The sequence below is a fragment of the Algoriphagus sp. Y33 genome, assembly GCF_014838715.1.
Classification (GTDB): domain Bacteria; phylum Bacteroidota; class Bacteroidia; order Cytophagales; family Cyclobacteriaceae; genus Algoriphagus.
Genome location: NZ_CP061947.1, coordinates 2663364 through 2687216, shown reverse-complemented (window position 1 = coordinate 2687216; position 23853 = coordinate 2663364). Strand labels below are relative to the sequence as shown.

At 41.0% G+C, this 23853-nt stretch carries 21 protein-coding genes; 13 read left to right on the top strand and 8 right to left on the bottom strand.

Translation table 11 applies throughout. The annotated features are described in order from the left end of the window. The first annotated feature begins 2 nt into the window (after positions 1 to 2). The 11 genes from ID165_RS10935 to ID165_RS10885 all read left to right on the top strand — a co-directional run bounded on the left by ID165_RS10935 (position 3) and on the right by ID165_RS10885 (position 17449). A complete protein-coding gene (locus tag ID165_RS10935) occupies positions 3 to 1595 on the top strand; it encodes an ATP-dependent DNA ligase (protein ID WP_192350493.1) in 1593 nt (530 codons plus the stop codon). Continuing rightward, entirely contained in the window at positions 1592 to 4024 is a 2433-nt protein-coding gene (locus tag ID165_RS10930) for a ligase-associated DNA damage response DEXH box helicase (protein ID WP_192350491.1), read from the top strand. Before ID165_RS10935 ends, ID165_RS10930 begins: the two co-directional genes overlap by 4 nt. A gap of 17 nt (positions 4025 to 4041) precedes the next feature. Next, positions 4042 to 4683 carry a ligase-associated DNA damage response endonuclease PdeM gene (gene pdeM, locus ID165_RS10925; RefSeq protein ID WP_192350489.1) on the top strand — a complete coding sequence of 214 codons (642 nt, stop codon included), beginning with the start codon at positions 4042 to 4044 and terminating at the stop codon, positions 4681 to 4683. 71 nt (positions 4684 to 4754) lie between these two features. Beyond that, the gene (locus ID165_RS10920) at positions 4755 to 5669 is read left to right on the top strand and encodes a sensor histidine kinase (protein WP_192350487.1); all 915 of its coding nucleotides are present in this window, start codon (positions 4755 to 4757) and stop codon (positions 5667 to 5669) included. Next, positions 5662 to 6246: a response regulator transcription factor gene (locus ID165_RS10915; protein ID WP_192350486.1), complete on the top strand. Its 585-nt coding sequence runs from the start codon at positions 5662 to 5664 to the stop codon at positions 6244 to 6246. Before ID165_RS10920 ends, ID165_RS10915 begins: the two co-directional genes overlap by 8 nt. 296 nt (positions 6247 to 6542) lie before the next feature. Next, complete coding sequence (locus ID165_RS10910; protein ID WP_225587081.1) at positions 6543 to 9560, top strand: TonB-dependent receptor; 3018 nt, start codon at positions 6543 to 6545, stop codon at positions 9558 to 9560. 12 nt (positions 9561 to 9572) lie between these two features. After that, the gene (locus ID165_RS10905) at positions 9573 to 11162 is read left to right on the top strand and encodes a RagB/SusD family nutrient uptake outer membrane protein (RefSeq protein ID WP_192350484.1); all 1590 of its coding nucleotides are present in this window, start codon (positions 9573 to 9575) and stop codon (positions 11160 to 11162) included. A 415-nt stretch (positions 11163 to 11577) separates the two neighbouring features. Beyond that, complete coding sequence (locus ID165_RS10900; RefSeq protein WP_192350482.1) at positions 11578 to 12246, top strand: potassium channel family protein; 669 nt, start codon at positions 11578 to 11580, stop codon at positions 12244 to 12246. A 2-nt stretch (positions 12247 to 12248) separates the two neighbouring features. After that, on the top strand, positions 12249 to 13262 hold the full coding sequence (locus ID165_RS10895; RefSeq protein ID WP_192350479.1) for a bestrophin family protein: 1014 nt from the start codon (positions 12249 to 12251) through the stop codon (positions 13260 to 13262). A gap of 459 nt (positions 13263 to 13721) precedes the next feature. Beyond that, a complete protein-coding gene (locus tag ID165_RS10890) occupies positions 13722 to 15632 on the top strand; it encodes a nucleoside-diphosphate sugar epimerase/dehydratase (protein ID WP_192350477.1) in 1911 nt (636 codons plus the stop codon). 239 nt (positions 15633 to 15871) lie between these two features. Further along, complete coding sequence (locus ID165_RS10885) at positions 15872 to 17449, top strand: NAD(P)/FAD-dependent oxidoreductase (RefSeq protein ID WP_192350475.1); 1578 nt, start codon at positions 15872 to 15874, stop codon at positions 17447 to 17449. Between the two features lie 439 nt (positions 17450 to 17888). On the opposite strand, the gene ID165_RS10880 is transcribed toward ID165_RS10885, so the two are convergent. Next, complete coding sequence (locus ID165_RS10880; RefSeq protein ID WP_225587080.1) at positions 17889 to 18782, bottom strand: hypothetical protein; 894 nt, start codon at positions 18780 to 18782, stop codon at positions 17889 to 17891. Positions 18783 to 18786: 4 nt separating this feature from the next. Next, entirely contained in the window at positions 18787 to 20241 is a 1455-nt protein-coding gene (locus tag ID165_RS10875) for an MBOAT family protein (protein ID WP_192350473.1), read from the bottom strand. A gap of 129 nt (positions 20242 to 20370) precedes the next feature. Between ID165_RS10875 and ID165_RS10870 the strand changes: the two genes are divergently transcribed. Together ID165_RS10870 and ID165_RS10865 are read left to right on the top strand one after the other, a co-directional pair. Next, entirely contained in the window at positions 20371 to 20556 is a 186-nt protein-coding gene (locus ID165_RS10870; protein WP_192350471.1) for a hypothetical protein, read from the top strand. Between the two features lie 923 nt (positions 20557 to 21479). After that, the gene (locus tag ID165_RS10865) at positions 21480 to 21758 is read left to right on the top strand and encodes a hypothetical protein (protein ID WP_225587079.1); all 279 of its coding nucleotides are present in this window, start codon (positions 21480 to 21482) and stop codon (positions 21756 to 21758) included. Positions 21759 to 22071: 313 nt separating this feature from the next. On the opposite strand, the gene ID165_RS10860 is transcribed toward ID165_RS10865, so the two are convergent. From ID165_RS10860 to ID165_RS10835, 6 genes are read right to left on the bottom strand one after another with little or no spacing between them, the layout of a single operon-like run. Beyond that, positions 22072 to 22365: a hypothetical protein gene (locus tag ID165_RS10860; RefSeq protein ID WP_192350469.1), complete on the bottom strand. Its 294-nt coding sequence runs from the start codon at positions 22363 to 22365 to the stop codon at positions 22072 to 22074. After that, complete coding sequence (locus ID165_RS10855) at positions 22359 to 22649, bottom strand: hypothetical protein (protein WP_192350467.1); 291 nt, start codon at positions 22647 to 22649, stop codon at positions 22359 to 22361. Before ID165_RS10855 ends, ID165_RS10860 begins: the two co-directional genes overlap by 7 nt. A 16-nt stretch (positions 22650 to 22665) precedes the next feature. Continuing rightward, positions 22666 to 22962, bottom strand: coding sequence for a hypothetical protein (locus tag ID165_RS10850; RefSeq protein WP_192350465.1), 297 nt, complete (start codon positions 22960 to 22962; stop codon positions 22666 to 22668). Further along, complete coding sequence (locus ID165_RS10845) at positions 22959 to 23231, bottom strand: hypothetical protein (RefSeq protein ID WP_192350463.1); 273 nt, start codon at positions 23229 to 23231, stop codon at positions 22959 to 22961. Before ID165_RS10845 ends, ID165_RS10850 begins: the two co-directional genes overlap by 4 nt. Positions 23232 to 23242: 11 nt before the next feature. Further along, positions 23243 to 23557, bottom strand: a complete 315-nt coding sequence (locus tag ID165_RS27105) for a TNT domain-containing protein (RefSeq protein WP_225587078.1) — start codon at positions 23555 to 23557, stop codon at positions 23243 to 23245. Between the two features lie 32 nt (positions 23558 to 23589). Then, positions 23590 to 23847, bottom strand: coding sequence for a hypothetical protein (locus ID165_RS10835; RefSeq protein ID WP_192350459.1), 258 nt, complete (start codon positions 23845 to 23847; stop codon positions 23590 to 23592). Positions 23848 to 23853 lie beyond the last annotated feature (6 nt).

The window sequence follows — 23853 nt, the reverse complement described above, 5'->3', positions numbered from 1 at the left end:
TTATGAAGGAGTTCACTGAAATGTTTACGGCAATTGATCAGACCACTAAGACCAATCAGAAAATCCAGGCAATGGCCGATTATTTTACCCATGCCGAGGAGGAAGATAAGATTTTTGCTGTTTCCATTTTGATCGGAAACAAACCCAAAAGGCCGGTAAAAACCTCGGAGTTAAAAGAATGGGCAACTGAAATTGCAGAGTTGCCCATGTGGCTTTTTGAAGAATCATATTATATCGTGGGAGATCTGGCAGAAGCCATTGCCTTGATGCTTCCTGCTCAGCGGAAGGAACAGCAGTATAGCCTGAGAGAGACATTGGCGCTGCTTTCCCGCCTGACGGATCTACCTTCCGAAGAAAAAAAAGCACTTATTGTAGACTATTGGATGAGTGTTTCTGTGCAGGAACGCTTTATTTTCAACAAGCTGATCACGGGAAATTTCAGAATGGGAGTATCCCGTCAATTAGTCATAAAAGCCCTTGCAAAATACCTTGATCAGGAACAGACCTCCATCTCCCATCAGCTCATGGGGAAATGGGATCCATATCAGGAAACCATGAGTTCCATGTTTGCAGGGGATAGCCATTTGGACAAGGCATATCTTCCCTATCCGTTTTTTCTAGCTTATCAATTAGACTCAGAAGCAGAGGCTTTGGGAGACATTCAAGATTGGTTTATAGAAAAAAAGCTTGATGGAATTCGTGGGCAGATTATCGTGCGAAATGAGGAAATTTTTGTGTGGAGTAGGGGGGAAGAATTATTGACAGACAAGTTCCCCGAATTTTTGTCCCTTAAAAATTCCCTTCCTAATGGGACAGTGCTTGACGGAGAAATTATACCTTGGAAAGATGGTCGACCGTTGCCATTTCATGTGATGCAAACAAGGATAGGCAGAAAAAATATTTCTCCAAAGTATCTGAAGGACGCTCCTTTGGTCATGGTCTGCTTTGATCTACTGGAATGGGAAGGGAAGGACTTACGACAAAAACCGCTGACTGAGAGGAGAGGACTTCTGAAGAAGCTTATTGCCCTCCATCGGGAAGAATACCTATTGCTCTCTGAAGTATTAGAGTTTAATAAATGGAGTGAAGTGGCAAAGTTTCGTCAAAACGCCAGAGATTATTATTGTGAAGGACTTATGCTGAAAAGAAAAGCAAGTTTCTATGAAGCCGGAAGACGCCGCGGCAACTGGTGGAAATGGAAGACTGATCCGATGACAGTGGATGGCGTGCTTCTGTATGCACAAAGTGGTCATGGGCGAAGGGCAAATCTATTTACTGACTATACATTCGCTGTATGGGATGGAGATGCGCTGGTACCTTTTGCCAAAGCTTATAGTGGTTTGACAGATAAAGAAATCAATGTTTTGGATAATTGGATCAAAAGAAATACGCTTGAGAAGTTTGGGCCAGTGAGGAGTGTAAAACCTGAATACGTGTTCGAGATCGCTTTTGAAGGAATCAATGCGAGTCCACGCCATAAGTCAGGAGTGGCACTGAGATTCCCCAGAATCCTGAGGTGGAGAAAGGATAAATCTCCCAAATCAGCAAACACCAAAAACGATTTGCTGCAATTAATTGAAGCCGTGAACCCATGAATATTTTTGCGGATGCGTGGTTTTCAGATCAGGGATGGACAGCCCATGCTTTTCAGAAAAAAGCATGGGCCGCTATCGCAAAAGGGCGCTCAGGTTTATTAAATGCTCCCACCGGATACGGTAAAACCATGGCCATCTGGTTTGGCGTGCTTCATCATTATTACATCCGGAGAAAAATTAAAAAAGGCAGGGATATACCTAAGCTCCATTGTCTTTGGATTACTCCTTTAAGGGCATTGTCAAGCGAAATTTATCAAGCAACCACGCTGGTCAGCGATGATTTGGCTTTGGATTATAAGATAGGTTTACGTACCGGTGACACCTCTTCCAAACTACGTCAAGAACAGAAGAAAAAGCCTCCTCAAGCTTTGGTGACCACTCCTGAAAGCGTACACATTCTGCTTGCAAGCAAAGGATACAGCGATTATTTCTCGGGTCTGGAATTTGTCGTAGTGGACGAATGGCATGAGCTGATGGGGAGTAAGAGAGGAGTGCTGGTGGAGCTTGCCTTAAGTCGTCTAAAAGCACTGAATCCAAAGTTGAAGATCTGGGGAATATCTGCGACTATAGGTAATCTGGAAGAAGCAAAAGTCATTCTACTCGGCCCCGATAATAAGGGGGAAATGATCAAGGCCAATATAAAAAAGAGAATACAGATCGAAACGCTCTTGCCGGATGTGCTGGAGCGTTTTCCATGGGCAGGCCATTTGGGGGTCCATATGGCGGAAAAAGTTATCCCAATTATAGAACAAAGTCAATCTACCCTATTGTTCACCAATACCCGTTCGCAGGCGGAAATGTGGTATCGGCAGTTGTTGGAACTGAAACCGGATTGGGCTGGTGCTATTGCTCTTCATCACGGCTCCCTGAGCAATGAGATCCGAATTTGGGTAGAAAATGCTTTGCATGAAGGCAATTTGAAAGCAGTCATCTGCACCAGTAGCTTGGATTTGGGAGTGGACTTTCGGCCAGTGGATACCGTGGTCCAAATAGGATCACCCAAGGGTATTGCCCGTTTTCTACAACGTGCGGGGAGAAGTGGACATCAACCGGGGGCATTGAGCAAGGTTTATTTTTTGCCTACGCATTCCCTGGAGATTATGGAGGGGGCATCGTTGAAATACGCCGTTAAAGAAGAGATGATGGAACAGCGTATCCCCTATATCCGCTCTTTTGATGTGCTGGTCCAATACTTGGTCACCTTGGCTATTTCTGAGGGATTTAAAGCTGATGAAACTTACTTGGAGATCAAGAGTACACATTGTTTTGCTTCTATCAGCAAAGAAGAATTCAACGAATGTCTCCTTATGATCACCAAAGGCGGACGTTCACTCGGCGCCTATGATGAATTTCACAAGGTAGTTGCCGAGGAGGGGCTGTTTAAGGTGACCAGTAGAAGAATTGCCCATCGGCATTTGCTCAACATCGGAACAATAGTGAGTGATGCGATGATGCAGGTGAAGTACATGAGTGGGAAATACCTGGGAACTATAGAAGAATGGTTTATTTCCAGAATGAAGCCCGGAGATACTTTTTGGTTTTCGGGGAGAAACCTGGAGCTCATCATGGTGCGGGAAATGCAGGCGATAGTAAGAAATAATACGGGAAAAAAAGGGGCTGTACCGTCCTGGATGGGAGGGAGGTTACCGCTTTCCGCAGATCTGGGTGTGGCGTTGAGGCATTCTATGGATCTGGCCCATCTTCCCGTCGGCAGGAACAATCCCGAGTTGAAATTTTTGACACCGTTGTTCCAACGACAAAAGGAGGTCTCAGCTCTACCTGCAGAAGGCACGCTCTTGATGGAAAGTATTCAGACCAAATACGGGCATCACCTGTTTGTTTACCCTTTTGAAGGGAAATTTGTGCATGAAGGAATGGCGGCGGTGATTGCTTTTCGCCTAAGTAAGATCAGAAAAGCCACTTTTAGTATTGCTACCAATGAATATGGCTTTGAGTTGTTAAGCGACTCACCTATTCCTGTGGAGGAGGCTCTGGGAAGTGGTTTGTTTGATACCGGAAATTTGCTTTCCGACATTAAACTCGGAATCAATACAAACGAGATGGCGCGGAGAAGATTTAGGGATATCGCCAGCATTGCGGGGTTGGTCTTTCAGGGATATCCGGGTAAACCTATTAAAACGAGGCACCTGCAAGCCAATTCCTCTTTGTTCTTTTCAGTTTTTGAAGACTATGATCCGGGAAATCTCCTTTTGAGGCAAGCATACGATGAGGTGATGGATTTTCAATTGGAATCTGCACGTATGTATTCTGCCTTTGTAAGGATCAGCAGCCATGCGATTAATATTACTTTTCCCGAAAGGCTCACCCCCTTTTCTTTTCCTATTTTTGCGGAATCTTTCCGGGAAAGGTATAGCAATGAAGATTGGCAAACCAGATTGGGGAAACTTAAAACCACGCTGGAGAAATGATAGCTCCTTGATTAGACATGGATTTTTATTACAAAGATGAATTAATTCAATTACTACCCCAAAAAGCAGCTTTTTTGCCAAAACATAAAATGCTGGTGATTGCAGATCTCCATCTTGGAAAAGCCTCTCATTTTAGAAAAGAAGGGATTATGATTCCTATTCCTAAACTATCACCGGATTTACAGGCCATGGAAAAGCTAGTGAATTCCCTTCAGCCCATCACCCTCATTTTTTTGGGAGATTTATTTCACAGCAATTTGAACAAGGAATGGGAGGGGTTGAATGAATTTATTATCCGCTATCCAACTACTCGCTTCGTGTTGACCAAAGGAAATCATGATATTCTTCCTTCGGCCGTTATGGAAGACACTGCTATTGAGGTGGTGGAGGAGTATGAAATAGGATCACATCTGCTTTTTACCCACGTACCTTTAAATTTGGTACCGGAAGAAAAATTGAATATATCCGGCCATATCCATCCAGGTGTGATGATCAAAGCCAAAGGCAGGCAAAGCTATCGTTTGCCATGTTTTTACTACCATAACCGGTGCTTGGTGCTGCCTGCTTACGGAAAATTGACAGGACTTCAAATTATGAGGAAAGCTTCGGGAGCCAAAATTTATCCGGTATTCCCAGATGAGGTCGTTGCTTTGCCATGATCAGAAAAAGCTAAGTTAGATTGGTGATTTTAGTCTTTGGCGACTAGATAGCCAATTAGTTTTAAAGACTCTTGTATGTAAATAAAACAGAGCAGTTAAGACAAAGAATCCGAAAATCCTGTGACTATAGAAGGTTTAAGGCAGTGTTAGCTTGTGGTTTTGGCTATACGAGATGGATTTTTCAGCCTATATTTTATTGCCTGATTTATCTTCTTTTCGGCGGAATTGTTTTTGTGGGTGTCATTACCTTTTTCATATGGAAACTGGCCAAAAAAAATCTTAAGTTGCTTGCCCAACAAGAGAAAATTCATCAGGAAGAAATAAAATCTATTGCGCAGGAGCAACGTCTGGCAAATTACGACGCGATCATGCAGGGACAGGAACAGGAGCGAAACCGGATTGCAAGAGATCTACACGATGGGCTGGGAGGCCTACTGGCAGGCAGTAAATTAAAGCTCTCCTCAATTTTGGATAAGCAACATCTCGATGGTAAAACTGAACAAAAAGCCATTGAAGAGGTGGTTGATCAGCTTGATTATTCAGTTGATGAACTGAGGCGGATATCCCGCAATATGATGCCCGAGTCTCTGTTGCTGATGGGGTTGAAACCGACATTGGCAGACTTATGTAACTACATGAGTAATGAAGCCACCGGGATTAAGTTTCAGTCGTTTGATCTCGGCCCTACCTATTCCAGATCGATCTTGATCAACTGTTACAGGATCATACAAGAGCTGCTCACGAATGCCTTAAAACATTCCGGCGCCTCAGAGATCATCTTACAATGCAGTCAGCTTGAAGGTTGGCTGTTTATCATCGTAGAAGATAATGGGGTAGGCCTCAGTCACACCGATGCCCAGCCACAGGGCATTGGATTGCAAAATGTGAAAAACCGGGTTGCCTTATTGCGTGGTACTTTCGAAATTCTATCCAATAAAGAGGAGGGAACGACTGTAAACCTTCAAATACCAATTAGCCATGCCTGAAAGAATAATCAAGATTATACTGGTAGATGATCATCCGATCGTTTTGCAAGGTTTTATCTATATGTTCAAAGGAAATGAAGAAATTCAGCTTCAAGCTACTTTTCCAGATGCGGAAAGAGCAATGGAGTATCTTCAGGCTAATACGGTGGATGTAATTCTCATGGACATTAATCTTACAGGTCAAAACGGGATAGAAGCTTGTCAAAAAATAAAAAGGAATTATCCTCACATTAAAGTAGTGGGAATAAGCAATATCAATGAGTATAGCATTATCCGGAGAATGCTCTCTAGCGGTGCCTCAGGGTATTTGCTGAAGAATGCTTCCAAAGAAGAAGTTATTTGTTGTATAACCACTGCAGTGGCAGGTAGTGTAGGCTTGAGCAAAAGTGTCATCGAGATTATGCGCTCTCATGATAAAGGAGATATTCCTGTAGTTACCAGAAGAGAAAAAGAGATTCTGGCACTACTGGCTAAAGGGCTAATTTCGAGTGAAATTAGAAGTCTCAATTGGCAGAATCCTTCGAGTGTTATCTTTTTGAAAGTAAGCATGCTGATTTTGTCGTTTTTTGACCTATAATTTGCAAACCCTTGAAGGGTTTTGAGATAAAAGCGATTTCCCCGTCAACCCTATTAATTTTTTTAGCTGGATTTTCTTGTATAAACCATTGAATTAACCGCAAGGTGATTTGAATTTCCGTGTTTATTCTGTGTGGGGGCATAATGAGCTAATATAGTATTGGTATAGGTTACTTTTGATGAATTTTTCCATAAGTGGTGTTGGTAAATTTATACCATTGTCTCATAAGTCATACTGATAGGTATTGATCTAATAGTTAGAGACATATTATCTTAAATATCAACCCAATAAATAGTATGAAAAACTTTACTAAGTTACGAGGTATCGTAGCCATGGGAGTGATGCTTATTCTTCATTATGGAGGAGTCAGCACCTATGGTTCGATCATGTTGGAGAGGTCTCTGTTTGCTGATGGAGGATTTGAATCCGGGGCTTTGAGTCTCAGAGAAAAGACGGTCAGGGGAACAGCCTATTCTGCGGAAGATGGGCTACCTCTTCCCGGTGTCAGTGTAGTACTCAAGGGCACGACTAAAGGTACGGCAGCAGATATTGACGGGAATTTTGTGTTGGATGTACCTGATGAAGGTGGTGTCTTGGTGTTTAGCTTTATAGGCTATGAGACCCAAGAAATAGTAATTACTAACCAGTCTACAATCGAAGTCCAACTGAAGCCTGACGTCACCTCAATGAACGAAGTAGTGGTAGTGGGCTACGGAACGATGCGAAAGGGAGACGTGACCAGTTCTATCGGCGGAGTCAAGGAAGAAGACTTTGTTAAAGGGGCAGTTAGGGATGCGGCACAGCTTATTCAGGGAAAAGTTGCCGGATTGAGGGTAACAACACCAAGTGGGGATCCTGCCGCCGGTACGCAGATCAACCTTCGTGGTGTAAACTCCATCAATGGTACCTCCCAGCCGCTTATTCTGATCGATGGAGTTCCTGGTGACATGAATACCGTTGCACCGGAGGATATAGAGTCCATAGATGTCCTGAAAGATGGTTCTGCTGCGGCAATCTATGGTACCAGAGCCACGGGAGGGGTGATTTTGATCACTACGAGGAAAAACTCAGCAGGAAGAAATACGGTCAACTACAACAGTTACGTGAGTGTACAGACAATACGAAGTAGGCCAAATCTTTTGACGGGAGACGATTACCGAAGATTGATTGCCGAAGAGGGGATTGGCTATACGGATTATGGCGGGAATACAGATTGGATAGGTGAAATGCTGCAGACTCCCATTAGTCACAACCATAACTTGTCTTTTTTCGGTGGCAACAGCACTACCAATTTCACAGGATCAATCAACTACAGAAACTGGGACGGAATTTTCCTGAGAACCGGTCAGGAAAGGCTGACAGTCAGGGCAGATCTCAATCACAGCATGTTTGATGATAAACTTAGAGCTAATATTCAGGTAATCAATAGAGTAGTTAAAGCTGAGAGAGGCGGTGCCGATGGGTATGCGTTTCGGCAGGCTATGATCAGAAATCCTACTGATAGAGTTAGGGATGAGCAGGGCAACTGGCAGGAAAGAGACGGGTATTTCTATGAAAACCCCATTTCCAGGATCTATGAGTATTCTTCCGAATCCAGATTCAATGAAATGAGGATGAGTGGTTCTTTGAATTACAATCCCATCGACAATCTGGATTTGAAGCTCTTGGTATCCAATGTTCAGAACAACAAAACATTCGGTGGTGCGACAACTTTCAACCATACCGAAACATGGCTCAACAACAGAAATGGTACTGCTTCTAGATCAGACAGTACCTATAATGAAAACCTACTGGAACTCACGGCAAATTATCATAAATCTATTGGCAAGCACTTTTTTACAGTTCTTGGAGGTTATAGCTGGCAAGATGCTGTTTTCGAGGCTTTTGGTGCAAGTAACTGGGATTTTCCGACTGATCTATATACATGGAATAATCTGGGGGCAGGTGCAGCCTTAGCAAATGGACAGGCGGGTATGAGCAGTAACAAAAATAAGTGGCAACTGGCAGGCTTCTTTGGAAGATTTACCTATAGTTTCGATGATAAATACCTAGTGATGGCCAGCGTTAGGAGAGAAGGCTCGTCCAGGTTTGGAGCCAATTACCAGTGGGGAACCTTTCCTGCCGGATCTGTTGGTTGGAGGATTAGCAAAGAACCTTTTCTCAAGGATGTCAAGAATATAGAAGAGATCAAACTTAGAGCAGGTGTTGGAGTGACAGGGACTATTGTAGGAAATCCTTACCTTTCCCAGATTAGCTACAACTTCGACAGGGGTCAGGGTGCATTTATTGGCGGGCAATGGGTGCAGGGATTTATTCCTACAAGAAACTTCAACCCGGACTTGAGATGGGAGAGAAAGGTGGAATACAACCTTGGTGTGGATTTTAGTATTTTCAAAGACAGGCTTAGCGGATCGATAGATTTTTATAGAAGAAATATCAATGATCTTCTTTACGCTTTCCCTGTACCAACACCTCCTTACATTTATGGATCAATGACATTGAATGCAGGGACAATGCAGAATGAGGGTGCGGAATTTTTGTTGAATTTTACACCTATCTCCAAAGGCAAGTTTGTTTGGAATTCCAACTTTACGTATTCCACGAATAGAAACAAACTCGTAGATCTTTCCAATGACCAATTTGATGTTTCACGGGAGTTTTTCAATGCAGGAGGTACCGGTGAGCCTATTCAGGATTACACCCACCGGGTAGAAGTAGGAGGGGCTATTGGAAGATTCTTTGTTTGGAAATCTGTAGGGGTGAATGAAGATGGACTGTGGTTGGTAGAAAACAAAGAGGGAGAAGTGATTCCAATTACTGAAGCAGTACAGGAAGACAGACAATTCTATGGGAATGGGATTCCAAAGCATATTTTAGGATTCAATAATTCCCTTAGCTATGGGAAGTTTGATTTGGAAGTGAATATCAGGGGAGCTTTTGGATATGATATTTTGAATTTCCAGCGAATGTTCTACGAAAACCCCAAAAATATAGCCTACAATATGCTGAATACCGCATATGATCCGGTATATGGGCAACGCTTAGACTCAGACCTTGTCTATGTAAGCCATTACATCGAAAAAGGTGACTATTTGAAATTGGACAACCTAACTGTTGGGTACAATTTAGACGGTAGGGGAATTATGAAAAATGCACGGGTCTATGCATCCGGACTCAACTTATTTGTCTTGACAAAATACAAGGGGATTGATCCGGAAGGTGTCAATGTTTTGGGCTTAGCTCCTGGTAATGATGAAAGAGATAAATATCCGACCACAAGAACATTCACTTTGGGACTAAATGTGTCATTTTAAAAGGATCTAATCATGCAAAAAATAAATAAACTACTAGTAGCTTCCGCCTTGATGGTAGGAGTAAGCTTCACTTTCCAGTCTTGTCTGGATCTTGACGAAGAGGTGTTTTCGGAGGTGTTATCTGAAAATTTCCAACCGGGAGAGCGGGACATTCCGTCCATTATTGCACCGGTATATGGATCCCTGCGAGGATTGATGATGGGATGGCAGGGACATTTTGATGTGCAGGAAGAATCAGCTGATGCAATCGTGACCCCGGCAAGACCAAATGGCTGGTATGACGGAGGAACCTATGTGAGGATGCATGAACATACCTGGACACCTTTGCAGTGGCAGCCGACCAACTTATGGCAGAGCTCTTATAGGAGTATCACTACAGCAAACAGGGTGATCTCACAGATAGAAGATGAGGAAATAGCAATTGTGGAAGGAAGGGATGCCGTGATTGCCGAGTTGAAAGCCGTCCGTGCATTTGCCTATTATCTTTTGCTCGATAATCATGGAAATGTGCCCATTGTGACTGATTTTAGGGATGTGAGTTTGCCTGAGCAAAGTGACCGGGCAAGCCTTTACAATTTTATAATCGAGGAGATCGAGGGGACTCTGCCAAATTTGAGTCAAGATGCCTCCGCAACTTATGGTCAAATGAATTATTGGGTGGCAAAAACGCTATTGGCAAAGATCTATCTAAATGCGGAAGTCTATACAGGAACTCCACAGTGGCAGAAGGTGATAGAGGTTTGTAATGAAATTATAGCCGGTGGAGCCTATTCTTTGGATCCCGTTTATTCGGATATTTTCCATTGGGAAAATCAAAATAATGAGGAGATCATCTTTGCGATCCCTTACGATGAGATTTTTGGTACGGGAAATACCGTTCATATGAAGACATTGGATCCCTTGAGTAGGTTTGTGTATGGCATGCAGGCTGGCCCTTGGGGAGGGAACTGTGCCGTGCCACAGTTTATCGACAGCTATGACCAAGAAGATGGCAGACTGTATGATACTTGGATTATGGGACCCCAGCTCCATGCCAATACCGGAGAGGTGGTGATCAGTTATACCAAGACAGTGCCGGGCATCGCCGCCACAGCATCCAATGAAGGTTACAGAATAGGCAAATACCAAATCAAACCCGGGGCCACAGGCAGCTTGGATAATGATTTTCCGTTTTTCAGATATGCGGATGTATTGATGATGAAAGCAGAAGCCCTACTCAGAACAGGCAATGGTTCAGAAGCTGCAAGTTTGGTCTCTGAAGTACGTGCAAGGGCGTTTGCAGGGACAAACCCGGCGAAAGCAACTGTAACAGCAGCAACGTTGGAAGGAAATAGCAGGTATCAGTATGGTTACCAGAATCCTGACGGAAGCATAGACCTGGATTCAGGAGTTATCCCTTATGGAGGGTTCTTGGACGAACTCGGATGGGAGTTTGCCGCAGAAGCGCATAGAAGGCAGGATCTCATCCGGTTTGGGGTATTCCAGACCAAGAGTTGGTTTAATCACCGGCCACATCCTCAGGCTGAAAGCAAGATAATCTTCCCAATTCCTGAAGGAGAGTTGAACAACAACCCCAACCTCTCACAAAATCCGGGTTACTGACAAAACTTTGGTTTGAATTAAAAAAACTGCCGTGCTATACACTAGCATGGCAGTTTTTTTATGCTTGAGGACTCCCTTTTGTACATTTTTTTAGATTTAGGACAGATATACCCTTTTAGTTAGAGTGAATTGCGGACGTATTGTAAAGATTTTTAGGGAAAATCCGGAGCAGCACTACAGGCAACTAGGGTAGTGTTAACCAAAACCTGTCAGGTTTACACCATCGATTTTTGATAAAATAGAAAATGGGGGCAAATACCTTTCAGGAGATTTTTATGCGGGGCAGTGGGGGACGTTCAAAGTGTTTTTCAAATTTACAGTCAATGGACAGGGGAAAATCGCACGATTGGATATAGGACAGACAAATTATTGATAGATTTGAATGGACAAAATCATGGAAATCAGCTAAGGAATATTGAAAGACTTCATTCAAAAATACAAATACGAGCTACTCCTTTTTGCATTGCTTCAGCATCTGTTCATTGGTGTTTTTCTGACTGATTTGCCTTTGTACACTAGCGTAATATGGCCTATCAACATGCTTGTTCTGGGCGTAGCGAGCATCGGGGTCTTTGTAGAAAAAGGGAAATGGAAGAATGTACTTCGAAATTTACTTTTTGTAATGGTTTTTGCGTTGCCCATTGGACTGTCTTTTTTCAGCAATAGTCAAGGATATTACATCTTTCTGAACATTGCCTATGTTGCCTATTTCATTTTTATATTCTATGAAATCATCCGCTTTTTGGTCAAGCCGAGTTATATCAATCAGGATATTATTCTGGCTTCTACTTGTGGCTATCTCTTGTTGATCGAAATCTCAACCTTTTTTTTGCAATATTGCTTTACGCAAAACCCAGGAAGCTTTAGCGGAATAGACTCCAAAAACAACGCGACCACATACATGGATTTCGTTTATTTCAGCAGCATTACAATGACCAGTATTGGATATGGTGATATTTTGCCAGCCAGCTATTTCACCAAACTAGCGGTATCGATTTTTGGTATTGTGGGGCAGTTTTACACGGTCGTTTTAGTGGGTATTCTGATTAGTAAATTCACCGCCCGGCAAAGCAAACAGCAATAGATATGAATACAGGTAGTTATTATAAACTCAAACATTTTATCCCGTGGACGCGGAGGAATATTTATCGGTTATTGGTTTTAGCCACTGTCCCGACGGTATTATATGCTGTTTTTGGAATACAATGGATTGTCATTCCTTGGCCCATTATAGCCTTAGTAGGAGTTGGAGCCTCCTTTATTGCCGGGTTTAGAAATACACAAACTTATAATCGTCTATGGGAAGCCAGAAAAATTTGGGGCGCTATCATTAATGACAGCCGTACTTGGGGAATAATGGTCAGGGATTTTATTACCGAAAAAGAGGCAGACAGTGACAGCCCCTCTCTGAAGGAAGTTCATAAGAGAGTCATTTACAGACATTTAGCTTGGCTTACGGCCTTACGCCATCAATTACGGAAACCCCAGAGCTGGGAAAACCAGTCAAAATCTTATTTTAAGGAATATTTGAGCCATTATAAAGTACCCGAATGGGAAGTTGATTTAGAGGATGATTTACCTCCTTTTTTATCACTGGCGGATTTGAATCATGTCTTGTCCAAGAAAAACCGTGCAACGCAAATTCTTGCTTTACAATCTGAAGATCTGAAAAAGTTGAAAAAGAAAGGTTTAATCGGAGAGTTTCCTTATGTGAATCTGGAAAATCAATTGAAAGACTTATATGCCCATCAAGGTAGGTGTGAACGGATAAAAAATTTCCCTTATCCTCGACAGTTCACCAGCATCAGTCTGTATTTTATTTGGTTGCTCACCATTCTTGTTCCGTTTGGATTGTTGGAGCCATTGAGCAAACTTGGAGAATATGGTGTTTGGCTCACTATACCATTCAGCGCAATGATAGGTTGGGTATTCACTTCTTTAGAGCAGGTAGGAGAGAGCACGGAAAACCCATTTGAAGGCGGAGCCAATGATATTCCGATGGCACAAATAAGCAGGGCAATCGAAATTGATTTAAGAGAAATGCTTGGGGAAACAGCGTTGCCAAACCCTATTGTACCAACAAATCAGATACTAATGTAGAAGCGGTAAAACCGAATATTGAATTTAGATAAACCAAAGACTGGATTTGAACCTGACCAGGATTAGGAAATGCAGCTTTGATCAAAAAAATTGAAAATACAGCTTTTTTACTAGGTGTGTATTTAGTTGATAGAGAGAAAATGTATTCAGGGCTTTCAAGCCTAATCAGACTTCTGGTGTAGACTGGTTATAAGTAGGACATTCCTTTTTTGCCCATAGGCTTACGTCCCTAACTAATCCCCGGGATAAAATCTTATGAGTTTAAAATTATTTAGGACTGCTTATTTTTAAGACTGAATATGTTGAATACGTATATTGTTGTTTTATATACTTTTATTTGTAGTATATGTATTGTTTTGCTTATGCCCTTATGCTATATTTAAAGATGGACTTCCGGGATTCTACTTATTTCTTAATTAAAAAGTTTTATAACGCTCGCAAATTGAATATATTACTACTATGCGTTTCTTTACAAAGCTTACAATACTTCCAAGATGGGTAATTGCGTTCATAGATGCGTTGATTTTATTTTCTTCTGCATCTTTCGCCTTTATGGTCAGGTTTAATTTTGAATGGCAGGAAATAAAAGCCAACGATTTTACTTCTGCCGGCGCTGTTTTTATGATCGTGGGCCTATTAGTCCTGCAAAGTACCAATAGTCAGGAAGGGATCATCCGCCACACCGGATTTAGGGACGGAGTGAATATATTAAAATCCATTACTATCAACTTTGCGCTGTTTTTTGTTTTGCTTGTGTTTCGGGGGAATATTTTACACGAACGGTTTATTCTGCCTACTTCTGTATTGATTATAGCAAGTGTGTTTTCCCTGATTTTATTGATTTTTTATAGGTTATTGGTTAAGGAGCTGTTTGCCTATTTCAAAAATGGAGATTCGGTAAAATCCTATAAAAACGGTGTCATCTTTGGCGCAGGTGAAGCAGGTATTATTGCCAGAGAGGCAATCAAGCAAGACAGTAAAAGTCTTTTTAATACGATAGCTTTCCTGGATGATGACCCATATAAAGAGGGGAAACATATTCTTGGCCACCGGATCTACAGAGGATTGGGGGATCTGGAGAAGTTGGCCAAACAGTTTGGGATTACAGAATTGATTATCGCAGTGAGAGATCTTTCGGTAACCCGAAAAAATGAAATCATTGACGAATGTCTTCGCTTGAAAATTTCTGTTTCCATAATTCCTCCCGTAGATCAATGGATTAATGGGGGATTGACAGCCGGAGCAATAAGAGAAGTTAAGATTGAGGATTTGCTTAGCCGCGAGCAGATTATCCTGGATAATCCTAGAATTCAACAGGATCTACAGGGAAAAGTAATCCTGGTAACGGGAGCAGCAGGTTCTATCGGTTCTGAGCTTTGCAGGCAAATTAGTCATTATGAGCCTAAGCTGCTTATTCTGTTTGATATTGCTGAATCGGCATTGTATAATATGGAGCAGGAGTTTAAGGAAAACTATCCCTTCTGCGCTATAAAAGCAGTGTTGGGGGATGTAAGAAGTAAAAAGAAGGTAAAGGAAGTCTTTAGGACTTTGAAACCTCAGGTAGTGTTCCATGCAGCAGCCTATAAGCATGTTCCTATGATGGAAAATTATCCCGAAGAAGCCATTCATTCGAATGTACTTGGTACTAAAATACTGGCGGATATTTCTGTATTGGCCAAGGTAGATAAATTTGTTTTTGTCTCCACCGATAAAGCTGTCAACCCCACAAATGTGATGGGAGCGAGCAAAAGAGCTGCGGAAATGTACGTTCAGGCTCTTAATGAATATTTGTGCGAAAATCACAAAAACCACTATACCAAATTCATTACCACCCGATTTGGGAATGTGTTGGGATCGAGTGGATCGGTTATACCTATATTCCAAAAGCAGATAGCCAATGGAGGGCCACTAACGGTGACTCACCCCGAAATTACCCGCTATTTTATGACAATTCCTGAGGCATGCCAGTTGGTACTGGAAGCAGGAATCATGGGTGAGGGGGGAGAGATCTATGTATTCGATATGGGAGAACCGTTAAAAATTCTCGATCTGGCACATAAAATGATTCAGCTTTCCGGAAAAAAAGTAGATAAAGATATAAAAGTAATTTTTGTAGGTTTGAGAGAAGGAGAGAAGCTTTATGAAGAACTGTTGAATGACTTTGAAACGGTTAAAATCACCCATCATCCCAAAATCAAAATCACTCAGGTTCTGCCATCTTGTTATCGCAAAATCAATGGACAGATTGAGGTTTTTATGGAATTGGTAAGCAAAGATTGCGAAAAGGCGTTGGTGTCGCACCTGAAAGTAATCGTGCCTGAATTTATCTCCAACTCATCTAGATTTGGTGTTCTGGACAGACTTAATTGATCGGTGAATATGATTATCAGCAAAGATGAAGGTAGCCATTTTCTTGTTTACTGACTGTCGGAAAAATACATCTGAACTTTTTGACTCCTAGGTAAACCTTGCTTGATAAGCTTGCCTAACTGCCGTATACGCCATAGTCAAGCTAGACTTTTATCAAAAACCTTCAATCTTTTGGAAGCTGTTGCATAATTAAAAACAGTATCTTTGCAGTCCCATTTTAAGGATAAAAACCTTACACCATGAAGAAAGAATTCAACTTACAATTGAGCCCAAAAGAGGCTTATGATTTTGCCGTTTTCCAGGAAGTAGTACTAAGAAAGGCAGGGCTTCCCGCAGATTCTACTGATGCTGTTGCCCGACAGGTAAAACGTTCCATCGATGCCAGAGGTAGAAATGTAAAAGTGAATGTACAGGCAGAGCTATTTTTCAAGGAAACTCCTCCGCCTCTTTTGGATCACCGGCCGGAATATAAAAATGTAAGTAAGAAAGATCCTCTCATTATTGTAGGAGCAGGGCCCGCAGGACTATTTGCAGCACTTCGTGCGATAGAGCTGGGAGTGAGACCCGTAGTAATAGAGCGAGGGAAAGATGTCAAATCCCGTAGGCGTGATCTGGCAGCTATCAATAAAGAACATAGTGTAAATCCCGATTCAAATTATTGTTTTGGTGAGGGCGGGGCAGGGACTTATTCAGATGGGAAACTATACACCAGATCCAAAAAGCGTGGAGATATCCGGAGGATAATGGAAATTTTAGTAGCGCATGGTGCTACCGAGGAAATTCTGGTGGATGCGCATCCACATATTGGCACAAACAAACTCCCAAAACTTGTGGAGGATCTGAGGGAAAGTATACGTCAATTTGGAGGTGAAGTCTTGTTTGAAACCCGTGTGGAAGATTTTATTCTGGAGGGAGATGAAATAAAAGGCGTTGTAACCCAAAATGGAGACAAAATCACAGGAATAGGAGTGATACTGGCTACAGGGCATTCGGCAAGGGATATTTTTCAGCTATTACACAAGAAGGGGATTACTATTGAAGCGAAACCTTTTGCTCTTGGAGTAAGGATAGAACACAGTCAGAATCTTATAGACAGTATTCAATACCATTGCGGATTGGATCGGGGTCCATACCTTCCGGCTTCAGCTTATTCTCTCGTTCACCAGACTGAATTCAAAAATAAACAAAGAGGAGTTTTTAGCTTCTGTATGTGCCCCGGTGGGTTTATTGTGCCGGCAGCCACAGCCCCCGGTGAATTGGTGGTGAATGGGATGAGCCCAAGCCGTCGGGATGGAAAATTTGCCAATTCAGGAATAGTGGCTTCGGTGGAATTAGAGGATATACCCGAATACCAAAAGTTTGGGCCATTGGCAGCAATGCACTTTCAGGCAGATATAGAGAAAAAAGCATGGGTGGCTGGAGGTAAAACCCAAGCGGCTCCTGCACAGCGTATGGTGGATTTTGTAGAGAAGAAAGTGAGTTCGACATTGCTTGATACCTCGTACCAACCCGGATTGAATTCAGCAGAAATGAGGGAGGTGTTACCGGATTTTATTTCCGAGCGTTTGGCAGTGGCATTCAAGGCTTTTGGCCAAAAAATGAAGGGCTATTACACCAATGATTCTCAGTTGATCGGGCTAGAGAGCAGAACTTCCTCGCCTGTACGCATTCCCCGGGATAGGGAATCGTTTGAGCATATCCAGATCAAGAGGTTATATCCCTGCGGTGAAGGAGCAGGCTATGCAGGAGGAATAGTGTCTGCCGCTATGGATGGGGAGAGATGTGCTGAGCGGCTGATTGAGGCCTATGTGAAGTGAAGAGAGTAAAAGGTTAAGGATTAATAGAGGGGGGATTTACACAGGGATATCGCATTTAAAATTTGTTTCACCTCCCGATTCTCGGGACAGGTTCTTTGGGGTTTGCCTGAAACCAAAATCCAACATTTTCTATCGCTATCTCAGAATTTCAGGCTTTTAAATCCCGAAGAGCTTGCCCACTGTGGCGGGGATAATAAGATTATAGCTTAACACGTCTTTATCACGTATACTAACCCCGAAGGGATGGCATTATTTCTTCTGAGTAGACCTTCATTGCCCGTGCGAAATTTACTGCGGGGATTTCAAACCAGTTAATTACGTTAGTTATTTTTACCTGTTTCAGGATTAAGTTGATACAATCGTATTTGCTGACAAGTGACAACCTTATGTTCAGTGCCAACAGAAAATAACGGCATCACAGCAGCAGACAAAAAAAAACTTATATGACTTCTTTGTTTGTCAGACTGTCAAACAAAACCTCTACAAATTTTTCGCCACCGTCTTTATCTAAATGATCCATATCTCTAAACATATGGTCTTGGTTCAGATACAAACTATCAAAATCGATAATACGTAATCCATGATTCATCATTATACTATCTGCACGGTAGCTTTCATCGTCCAACATATCAACATATGTTTTGCTCAGTGGAAACCTCAGACCTATCAACTCTATATTCTCTTCCTTGCAAATACCTATAATCCTTTGTAAAGAACCTGACATTTTTGCTGAAGGGAATGAAAATTCAAAATAATTGTTTATTCGGTCTTGACTTATTCTTGTCTGCTCCAAGGCGGACAAGTCTTCCCAGGAACTCTTTGACCTGACTCCGCCCCACTTCGAAAAATCAAATAATTCATCCTGTAAGAAATTTTTTATCACTAAACTGTACCTGCCATTCAAAAAAACACAATAATATTTTAGGTATTTGTCATAAATAAATTCTTGGTAACTTCCAAAATCCTTTGGATCTGCATAATATGCTGATCTGTCCAAATTATTTTGTTTTTCTCTTGTCGGTGAGAGCGTGTGGTCATCTACGCTGATATAGACTTTTTTTACAGGGGTATTCCGTATAAGAAATTTCAACTTACGCTCCATGTCAAGGTATGAGTCGCTTTGCCCCGAGAAATTATGAACAGCATGGATTTCAGTAAAATCACCCAGAGGGGTGCCATGTGAATCCGCCAGCAAGTATGCTGAATACTCCAAATCAACTTCATCGTAATCTTTAATATAAAACCCCTTAATCAAAAAGAACAGTAAAAAATTGAGGGACAATAGAAAAAACAAAAAAACAGCAACCTGCTTGAGGAACAGTTTTATCATCATAATATCAAAATTGAAAATAAATAAATTCGATTTCTTCGGAAGTATTCCCGAATATATCGATGATCAAGATAATCAACAAATAAGTAGACCATCTGTATGCTTTACTGGGTATTGCTTGCATTCCCGAAATCCCATAGTGACCAGCCCTGCCTCTCCATTCTACCAAAAGAAATCCAACTATCAATATCAATAAGGTGATCGCTCCGGGAAATAGGGAGAAGTCAGGAAGTTCAAATAACTTTTTCGAGAAAATTCCACCAATGTAGCTCAGTGCATGGCTCATGTTCTCAGCCCTGAAAAATATCCAAGAAAATACGGTTAATGTAAAAGTGCCCAGCATAGCAAATAATTCTCTGAGGCAGGGATATTTATTTTGTGGAGCTACGGTATCGAGATGTTGTCTGTTCTTCCCAAACAAAAACAAAGGGATAAAATAAACGGCATTCAGTGCTCCCCAAACTATAAAAGTCCAATTGGCACCATGCCAAAATCCACTGATCAAGAATATGATGAAAATATTTCTTATCTGTTGCCCTTTACTTCCTTTACTGCCACCCAATGGAATATATACATAATCTCTAAACCAGGTAGAAAGTGAAATATGCCACCGGCGCCAAAATTCTGCCATATCTCTGGAGAAATAAGGGAACGCAAAATTCTGCATTAAACTGAATCCGAATAAGCGTGATGTTCCTATGGCAATATCAGAATAACCCGAAAAATCCCCATAAATCTGAAATGCAAAAAGTACAGCTCCAAGCAGCAAGGTACTGCCTTCATAGTCTGAAGAGTTATTGAATATTGTATTTGCAAACCCTGCACAATTATCCGCGATGACAACTTTCTTGAACAATCCCCATAGAATCTGTCGCAATCCGTCCTTCGCCTGTAAATAATCAAACTTTCTCCCTTCGAAAAACTGGGGAAGCAAATTGGTTGCCCGCTCTATTGGCCCGGCTACAAGCTGGGGGAAAAAACTGACGAAAGCTGAGAAGGCCACCAAATCCCTAGTCGCCCGCAGTTTTTTTCTATACACATCTATAGAATAACTCATAGTTTGAAAAGTGTAAAAACTAATTCCAACAGGCAAAATAATAGAGAGGGAATTGGCTTTTATAGGCATGCCCATAACTGTAAAAGCAGTATTAAAATTATCAAGGAAGAAATTGTAGTACTTGAAAAAACCCAGAAAACCAATATTCACCAGCAGGCTCATAACCAACAGGCTTTTTCGTTGGAAGGGCGCTTCAACTTTGTCTAACAGTATCCCTATTATATAATCAACCAAAGTACTGAAAGCTATCAATGCTAAAAACCTCCAATCCCACCAGCCATAAAAAAAGTAGCTTGCTGCTACAATCAGGAGATTTTGCGACTTCAGGCTATTTTTAAAAATAAACCAATATAGGATAAAGACTATCGGTAAAAAAACAGCAAAGTCAAGTGAATTGAAAAGCATGGGTGATAGGATTTATTCCTTAATTGAATGAATGATTAATTAGTTTCACTAACCTAAAAACGCGTAAGAGAATCATTGTTTTAACTTGTTTGGCAAAGACAATCGCTTTTCAAATTGAAATTGTATTTTATGATTATCAGCAATGATGCCAGTAGCATTATTTTCTTTGGGTTGCTTGCCGGAAGATCCGCCACGGAGAGGCAGGCCGAAGTAGCCTCAATGTCCCGATGGCTATCGGGATTGCCAAATCCTATATTGCTTTTGTTTGGCTATTGGCAGAAAAGCGGATATACAGCGTATGTTTTTTATATATGAGCATTTTAAAAAAAAATCTAATTTCCTTAGTAACATTTGCCAGAGTATATCCGTGGTGATTATCTCTTGGTATCCCGTATTCAGGTTGTACTTTCTTCATCTTAAATAGATTCTTCATATATTTTAATACTTCTTATTTTCGAATAGCTCTTTGGCCTGTCTTTTTCATCCTGCTTGCAGGGCACGCACCCAAAATCAAATGGGCTCCTTTAAGGCCTTCAAATTCCTATATTGACTACTAAAGTGTCTCAGTCTATAAATTAGTGGGTAGCTAATTATTCATGAGGATCACAAATATATTTAATTGCCCGAATCAACCTCAGGGAAAGTCATTTCTTTTCTGAAAATATGAAGCTATTGATAAGGAGGGCAGAACGCATCTATCCCCAGTCTGCTTACACCTCAATGATCACATAGTTTTTCCACTCGGAAATGAAGTCTATCCAAATAATTCTGCCATTACCCTATATCTTTGAATTGGCCTTAGTCGTGAGTGATGACACGGAGGGCGGCGAAGTGCCTACCTGACATTCCGTCTATCTACTGCTGAGAAGCTTAGCTATTGGGGAAGCCGGGGGGACGGGAAGGTAATTGAATGCCTATGCAGGTAGGCAATGTCTCCTCATTTCAGGTATTTTTTTTCTGATAAAATTACGAAGTCGGACGGTCAAGTAGCAAGCCAAAGCACAGCAGCGAATTAACCGTATCCTGGTCGAATATAAGTCTTAACGGCCAAGCATAGCTATGTTGGACGGATTTTATGAATATGGAAGGCCTTTGACAAATACAACACTGATTTCCATCCTCCATAATGGCAAGGCCGGATCAGATTTTGTGCTTACTACAATCTTATAATTCACCCTCTTATCCGGGTTGAATATTCAAAGTAATTTTCTCCGGTAGTAATAAAAAATGAACGATCCATGATGATGAACAAAATCATAAGATATATTTTCTCCACTTCAGGTTGTCTTATTGTATTTCTCCTGATTCCGGGTATATCATATTCCCAAAACCAAAGAAATATACCAAAACCATCAGGCCCGATTGACTTTTCCGATACCGTCAACTGGATCATTTTCGTCGTTATACCGGCGGTGATCATTATCGCATTTTTAATTTTCAGGAGCAGAATCAAGAAAGTGAAGCAAGAAAAGAAAGAAAGAATGAGAGATAAGAATGAAAAGCAGAAGCTGAATTAACTAAAACCCACAAAAAAATACTCTTGTATCAATAATCGAAACCCTGAAACTATCAAATTTCCCAACCGTCACTTTGACTTCTGGAAATCGCCCGGCTATCCCCCTAAAATGTGGATAATTTTCTGCCTTTCATGAAAAAAAGACTGAGCACGTTGTATGTTTCAGTAACTTTTTCTCACCCGGCTTTTATGGCATTGGAAATTGGTTCAACCTTAGGTACTTTTAGTACAAAGCGATTTATAAACCTGTTCTTACAGAGTCTTTATGAATATAGTGCATCCGACTGTCTATCATTTCCTGTTATATGTTTACTTTAATTGCCTTCTTCAAAAACTCCATTTAATTGATTCATCAATATAGTTTCAGTATCTTTACTTATTAAATTAAACGTGATAATTATTATTACGTAGGAGATTAGTATCATTGCTAAAGGCATAACCTTTAACCAAAACTCAATAGCATGAATAATTGTTATTATTCCATAAAAGCTATTAGAAAATAAAATATCCCTTTCATATTGATTAATAATTTTTTTTAAAGAATCGATTATTTCTTCAGGAGTAGGTCCAACGACCAAATATTTCGTGTAATTAGGGATTTTTACCATGACCAAACTCTATGAGATTTAATGTTTTGATATGCACCACTCCACCTAACAGACAACGCTCCTATAACTAAGCCCGCAGAATACCAATGGTTTGTTTGTGAATTTTCAGTACCAATATTTAAAAATTCATCACCCCCAGAAATTTGGCTAGCATTACCTAAGAAATCACTAGGACTAAGATTATGACTTCGTTCCCAAGGCATACCCTGAGTAAGCTTAATTAAATTTTGACCTGCCCTTGTCATTTCCAAAGTTGTCATTCCATTAGCTTTGGCATAATTCATTGCGGCATTCATTGCATCATCTCCCCCAGACCAAAATACACATCCTCCCCTTAGCGGCAACACTAGCCACTCCCGCTAAAACTTCATACTCTGACCCCGTTTCACTTTTTGAAAATACTCGCCTTTTCCTAACTTCTACCCAACTTGAATTTTCGATTTCATCATAGGTGTAAATTTCCAAAACAGGGCTATGAGGGTTAAACCCTAAATTCGCACTACTTGCATAAACAGGTATGATGCTGATTTGAAAAAATGCTATCAGAACGAGAAACATTCTTAAACACCAAATTTCTATTTTATCAAAGGCAATCATTTTGAATACTTATCTTCTATTTCCTTATTTTCCTTCAATTGCTTATAGATATATTGACAAGCTTCATTTTCTGCTGTAAACACCCTTTCCGAATGCTTTTCCCCTCTCTCTTTGTAATAGACTTCATATTCGGTGGTGTACTTTCCTTTTTTTACTGTTAATGCAAGTTTGTTATCATCATTGGGTGAGCCATAAAGACCATGTATGTAATAGCGGTCTTCAGAGATTCCCAATTCTTTAAGCTTTATATGCAATTCATTTAAAGTCATAACAATTCGTTTTAAAATGGAGCAATTATTCCTCTTTTAATCAAGATATTAGCTCCAACGGGTGATTGGAACTGAATGCCAAATCCAGTTTGACCACTAAACATACCTGGAGATGCCAGTGATCGATTTACTTCAAAAGGCTTGAGCACTCTAAATTGCATGTAAGGAGCTTGGCCAGGTGGTATTGATCTTGCACCATAAGAGACACCAGGTTGTGAAAACCATTTACCGCCCAAAGAACCGTATCGGTCGATTACTTGACCTGGTCTTAAAAAGACTCTTTCGGCTGTTCCTGAGATTGCCGCATTGGCTGGATACTTGGTCACCAACGAGGTACTCGTCTTAGCGGCATTCTAATCTATTCGTACATTTTCGCGGCTATCAAAATATTTGCAAATACTTTCCAATTTATATTTTCAGGGATAGGCATATCATTATTTTGATAATACCCCTCCATATCTTCCGTCCAACTTGATATACTTTCTAAGTATTCGGGTAAAGATTTATTAGTCCATTCTTCTGGATTACTTTTTAAGTTAGAAACTAATAATTCAACAAAATTGACGAAGTCTTCCTTGCTATTAATCTCGTTTATTTTTTTATTAAAGTCTGTCATATTTTC

What these genes read in the sequence shown, in the direction of transcription:
- ID165_RS10935 (WP_192350493.1), top strand. Translation starts at nt 3, where the DNA reads ATGAAGGAGTTCACTGAAATGTTTACGGCAATTGATCAGACCACTAAG.
- ID165_RS10930 (WP_192350491.1), top strand. Translation starts at nt 1,592, where the DNA reads ATGAATATTTTTGCGGATGCGTGGTTTTCAGATCAGGGATGGACAGCC.
- pdeM (WP_192350489.1), top strand. Translation starts at nt 4,042, where the DNA reads ATGGATTTTTATTACAAAGATGAATTAATTCAATTACTACCCCAAAAA.
- ID165_RS10915 (WP_192350486.1), top strand. Translation starts at nt 5,662, where the DNA reads ATGCCTGAAAGAATAATCAAGATTATACTGGTAGATGATCATCCGATC.
- ID165_RS10910 (WP_225587081.1), top strand. Translation starts at nt 6,543, where the DNA reads ATGAAAAACTTTACTAAGTTACGAGGTATCGTAGCCATGGGAGTGATG.
- ID165_RS10905 (WP_192350484.1), top strand. Translation starts at nt 9,573, where the DNA reads ATGCAAAAAATAAATAAACTACTAGTAGCTTCCGCCTTGATGGTAGGA.
- ID165_RS10895 (WP_192350479.1), top strand. Translation starts at nt 12,249, where the DNA reads ATGAATACAGGTAGTTATTATAAACTCAAACATTTTATCCCGTGGACG.
- ID165_RS10890 (WP_192350477.1), top strand. Translation starts at nt 13,722, where the DNA reads ATGCGTTTCTTTACAAAGCTTACAATACTTCCAAGATGGGTAATTGCG.
- ID165_RS10885 (WP_192350475.1), top strand. Translation starts at nt 15,872, where the DNA reads ATGAAGAAAGAATTCAACTTACAATTGAGCCCAAAAGAGGCTTATGAT.
- ID165_RS10880 (WP_225587080.1), bottom strand. Translation starts at nt 18,782, where the DNA reads ATGATGATAAAACTGTTCCTCAAGCAGGTTGCTGTTTTTTTGTTTTTT.
- ID165_RS10875 (WP_192350473.1), bottom strand. Translation starts at nt 20,241, where the DNA reads ATGCTTTTCAATTCACTTGACTTTGCTGTTTTTTTACCGATAGTCTTT.
- ID165_RS10870 (WP_192350471.1), top strand. Translation starts at nt 20,371, where the DNA reads ATGATTATCAGCAATGATGCCAGTAGCATTATTTTCTTTGGGTTGCTT.
- ID165_RS10865 (WP_225587079.1), top strand. Translation starts at nt 21,480, where the DNA reads ATGATGATGAACAAAATCATAAGATATATTTTCTCCACTTCAGGTTGT.
- ID165_RS10860 (WP_192350469.1), bottom strand. Translation starts at nt 22,365, where the DNA reads ATGGTAAAAATCCCTAATTACACGAAATATTTGGTCGTTGGACCTACT.
- ID165_RS10855 (WP_192350467.1), bottom strand. Translation starts at nt 22,649, where the DNA reads ATGAATTATGCCAAAGCTAATGGAATGACAACTTTGGAAATGACAAGG.
- ID165_RS10850 (WP_192350465.1), bottom strand. Translation starts at nt 22,962, where the DNA reads ATGATTGCCTTTGATAAAATAGAAATTTGGTGTTTAAGAATGTTTCTC.
- ID165_RS10845 (WP_192350463.1), bottom strand. Translation starts at nt 23,231, where the DNA reads ATGACTTTAAATGAATTGCATATAAAGCTTAAAGAATTGGGAATCTCT.
- ID165_RS10835 (WP_192350459.1), bottom strand. Translation starts at nt 23,847, where the DNA reads ATGACAGACTTTAATAAAAAAATAAACGAGATTAATAGCAAGGAAGAC.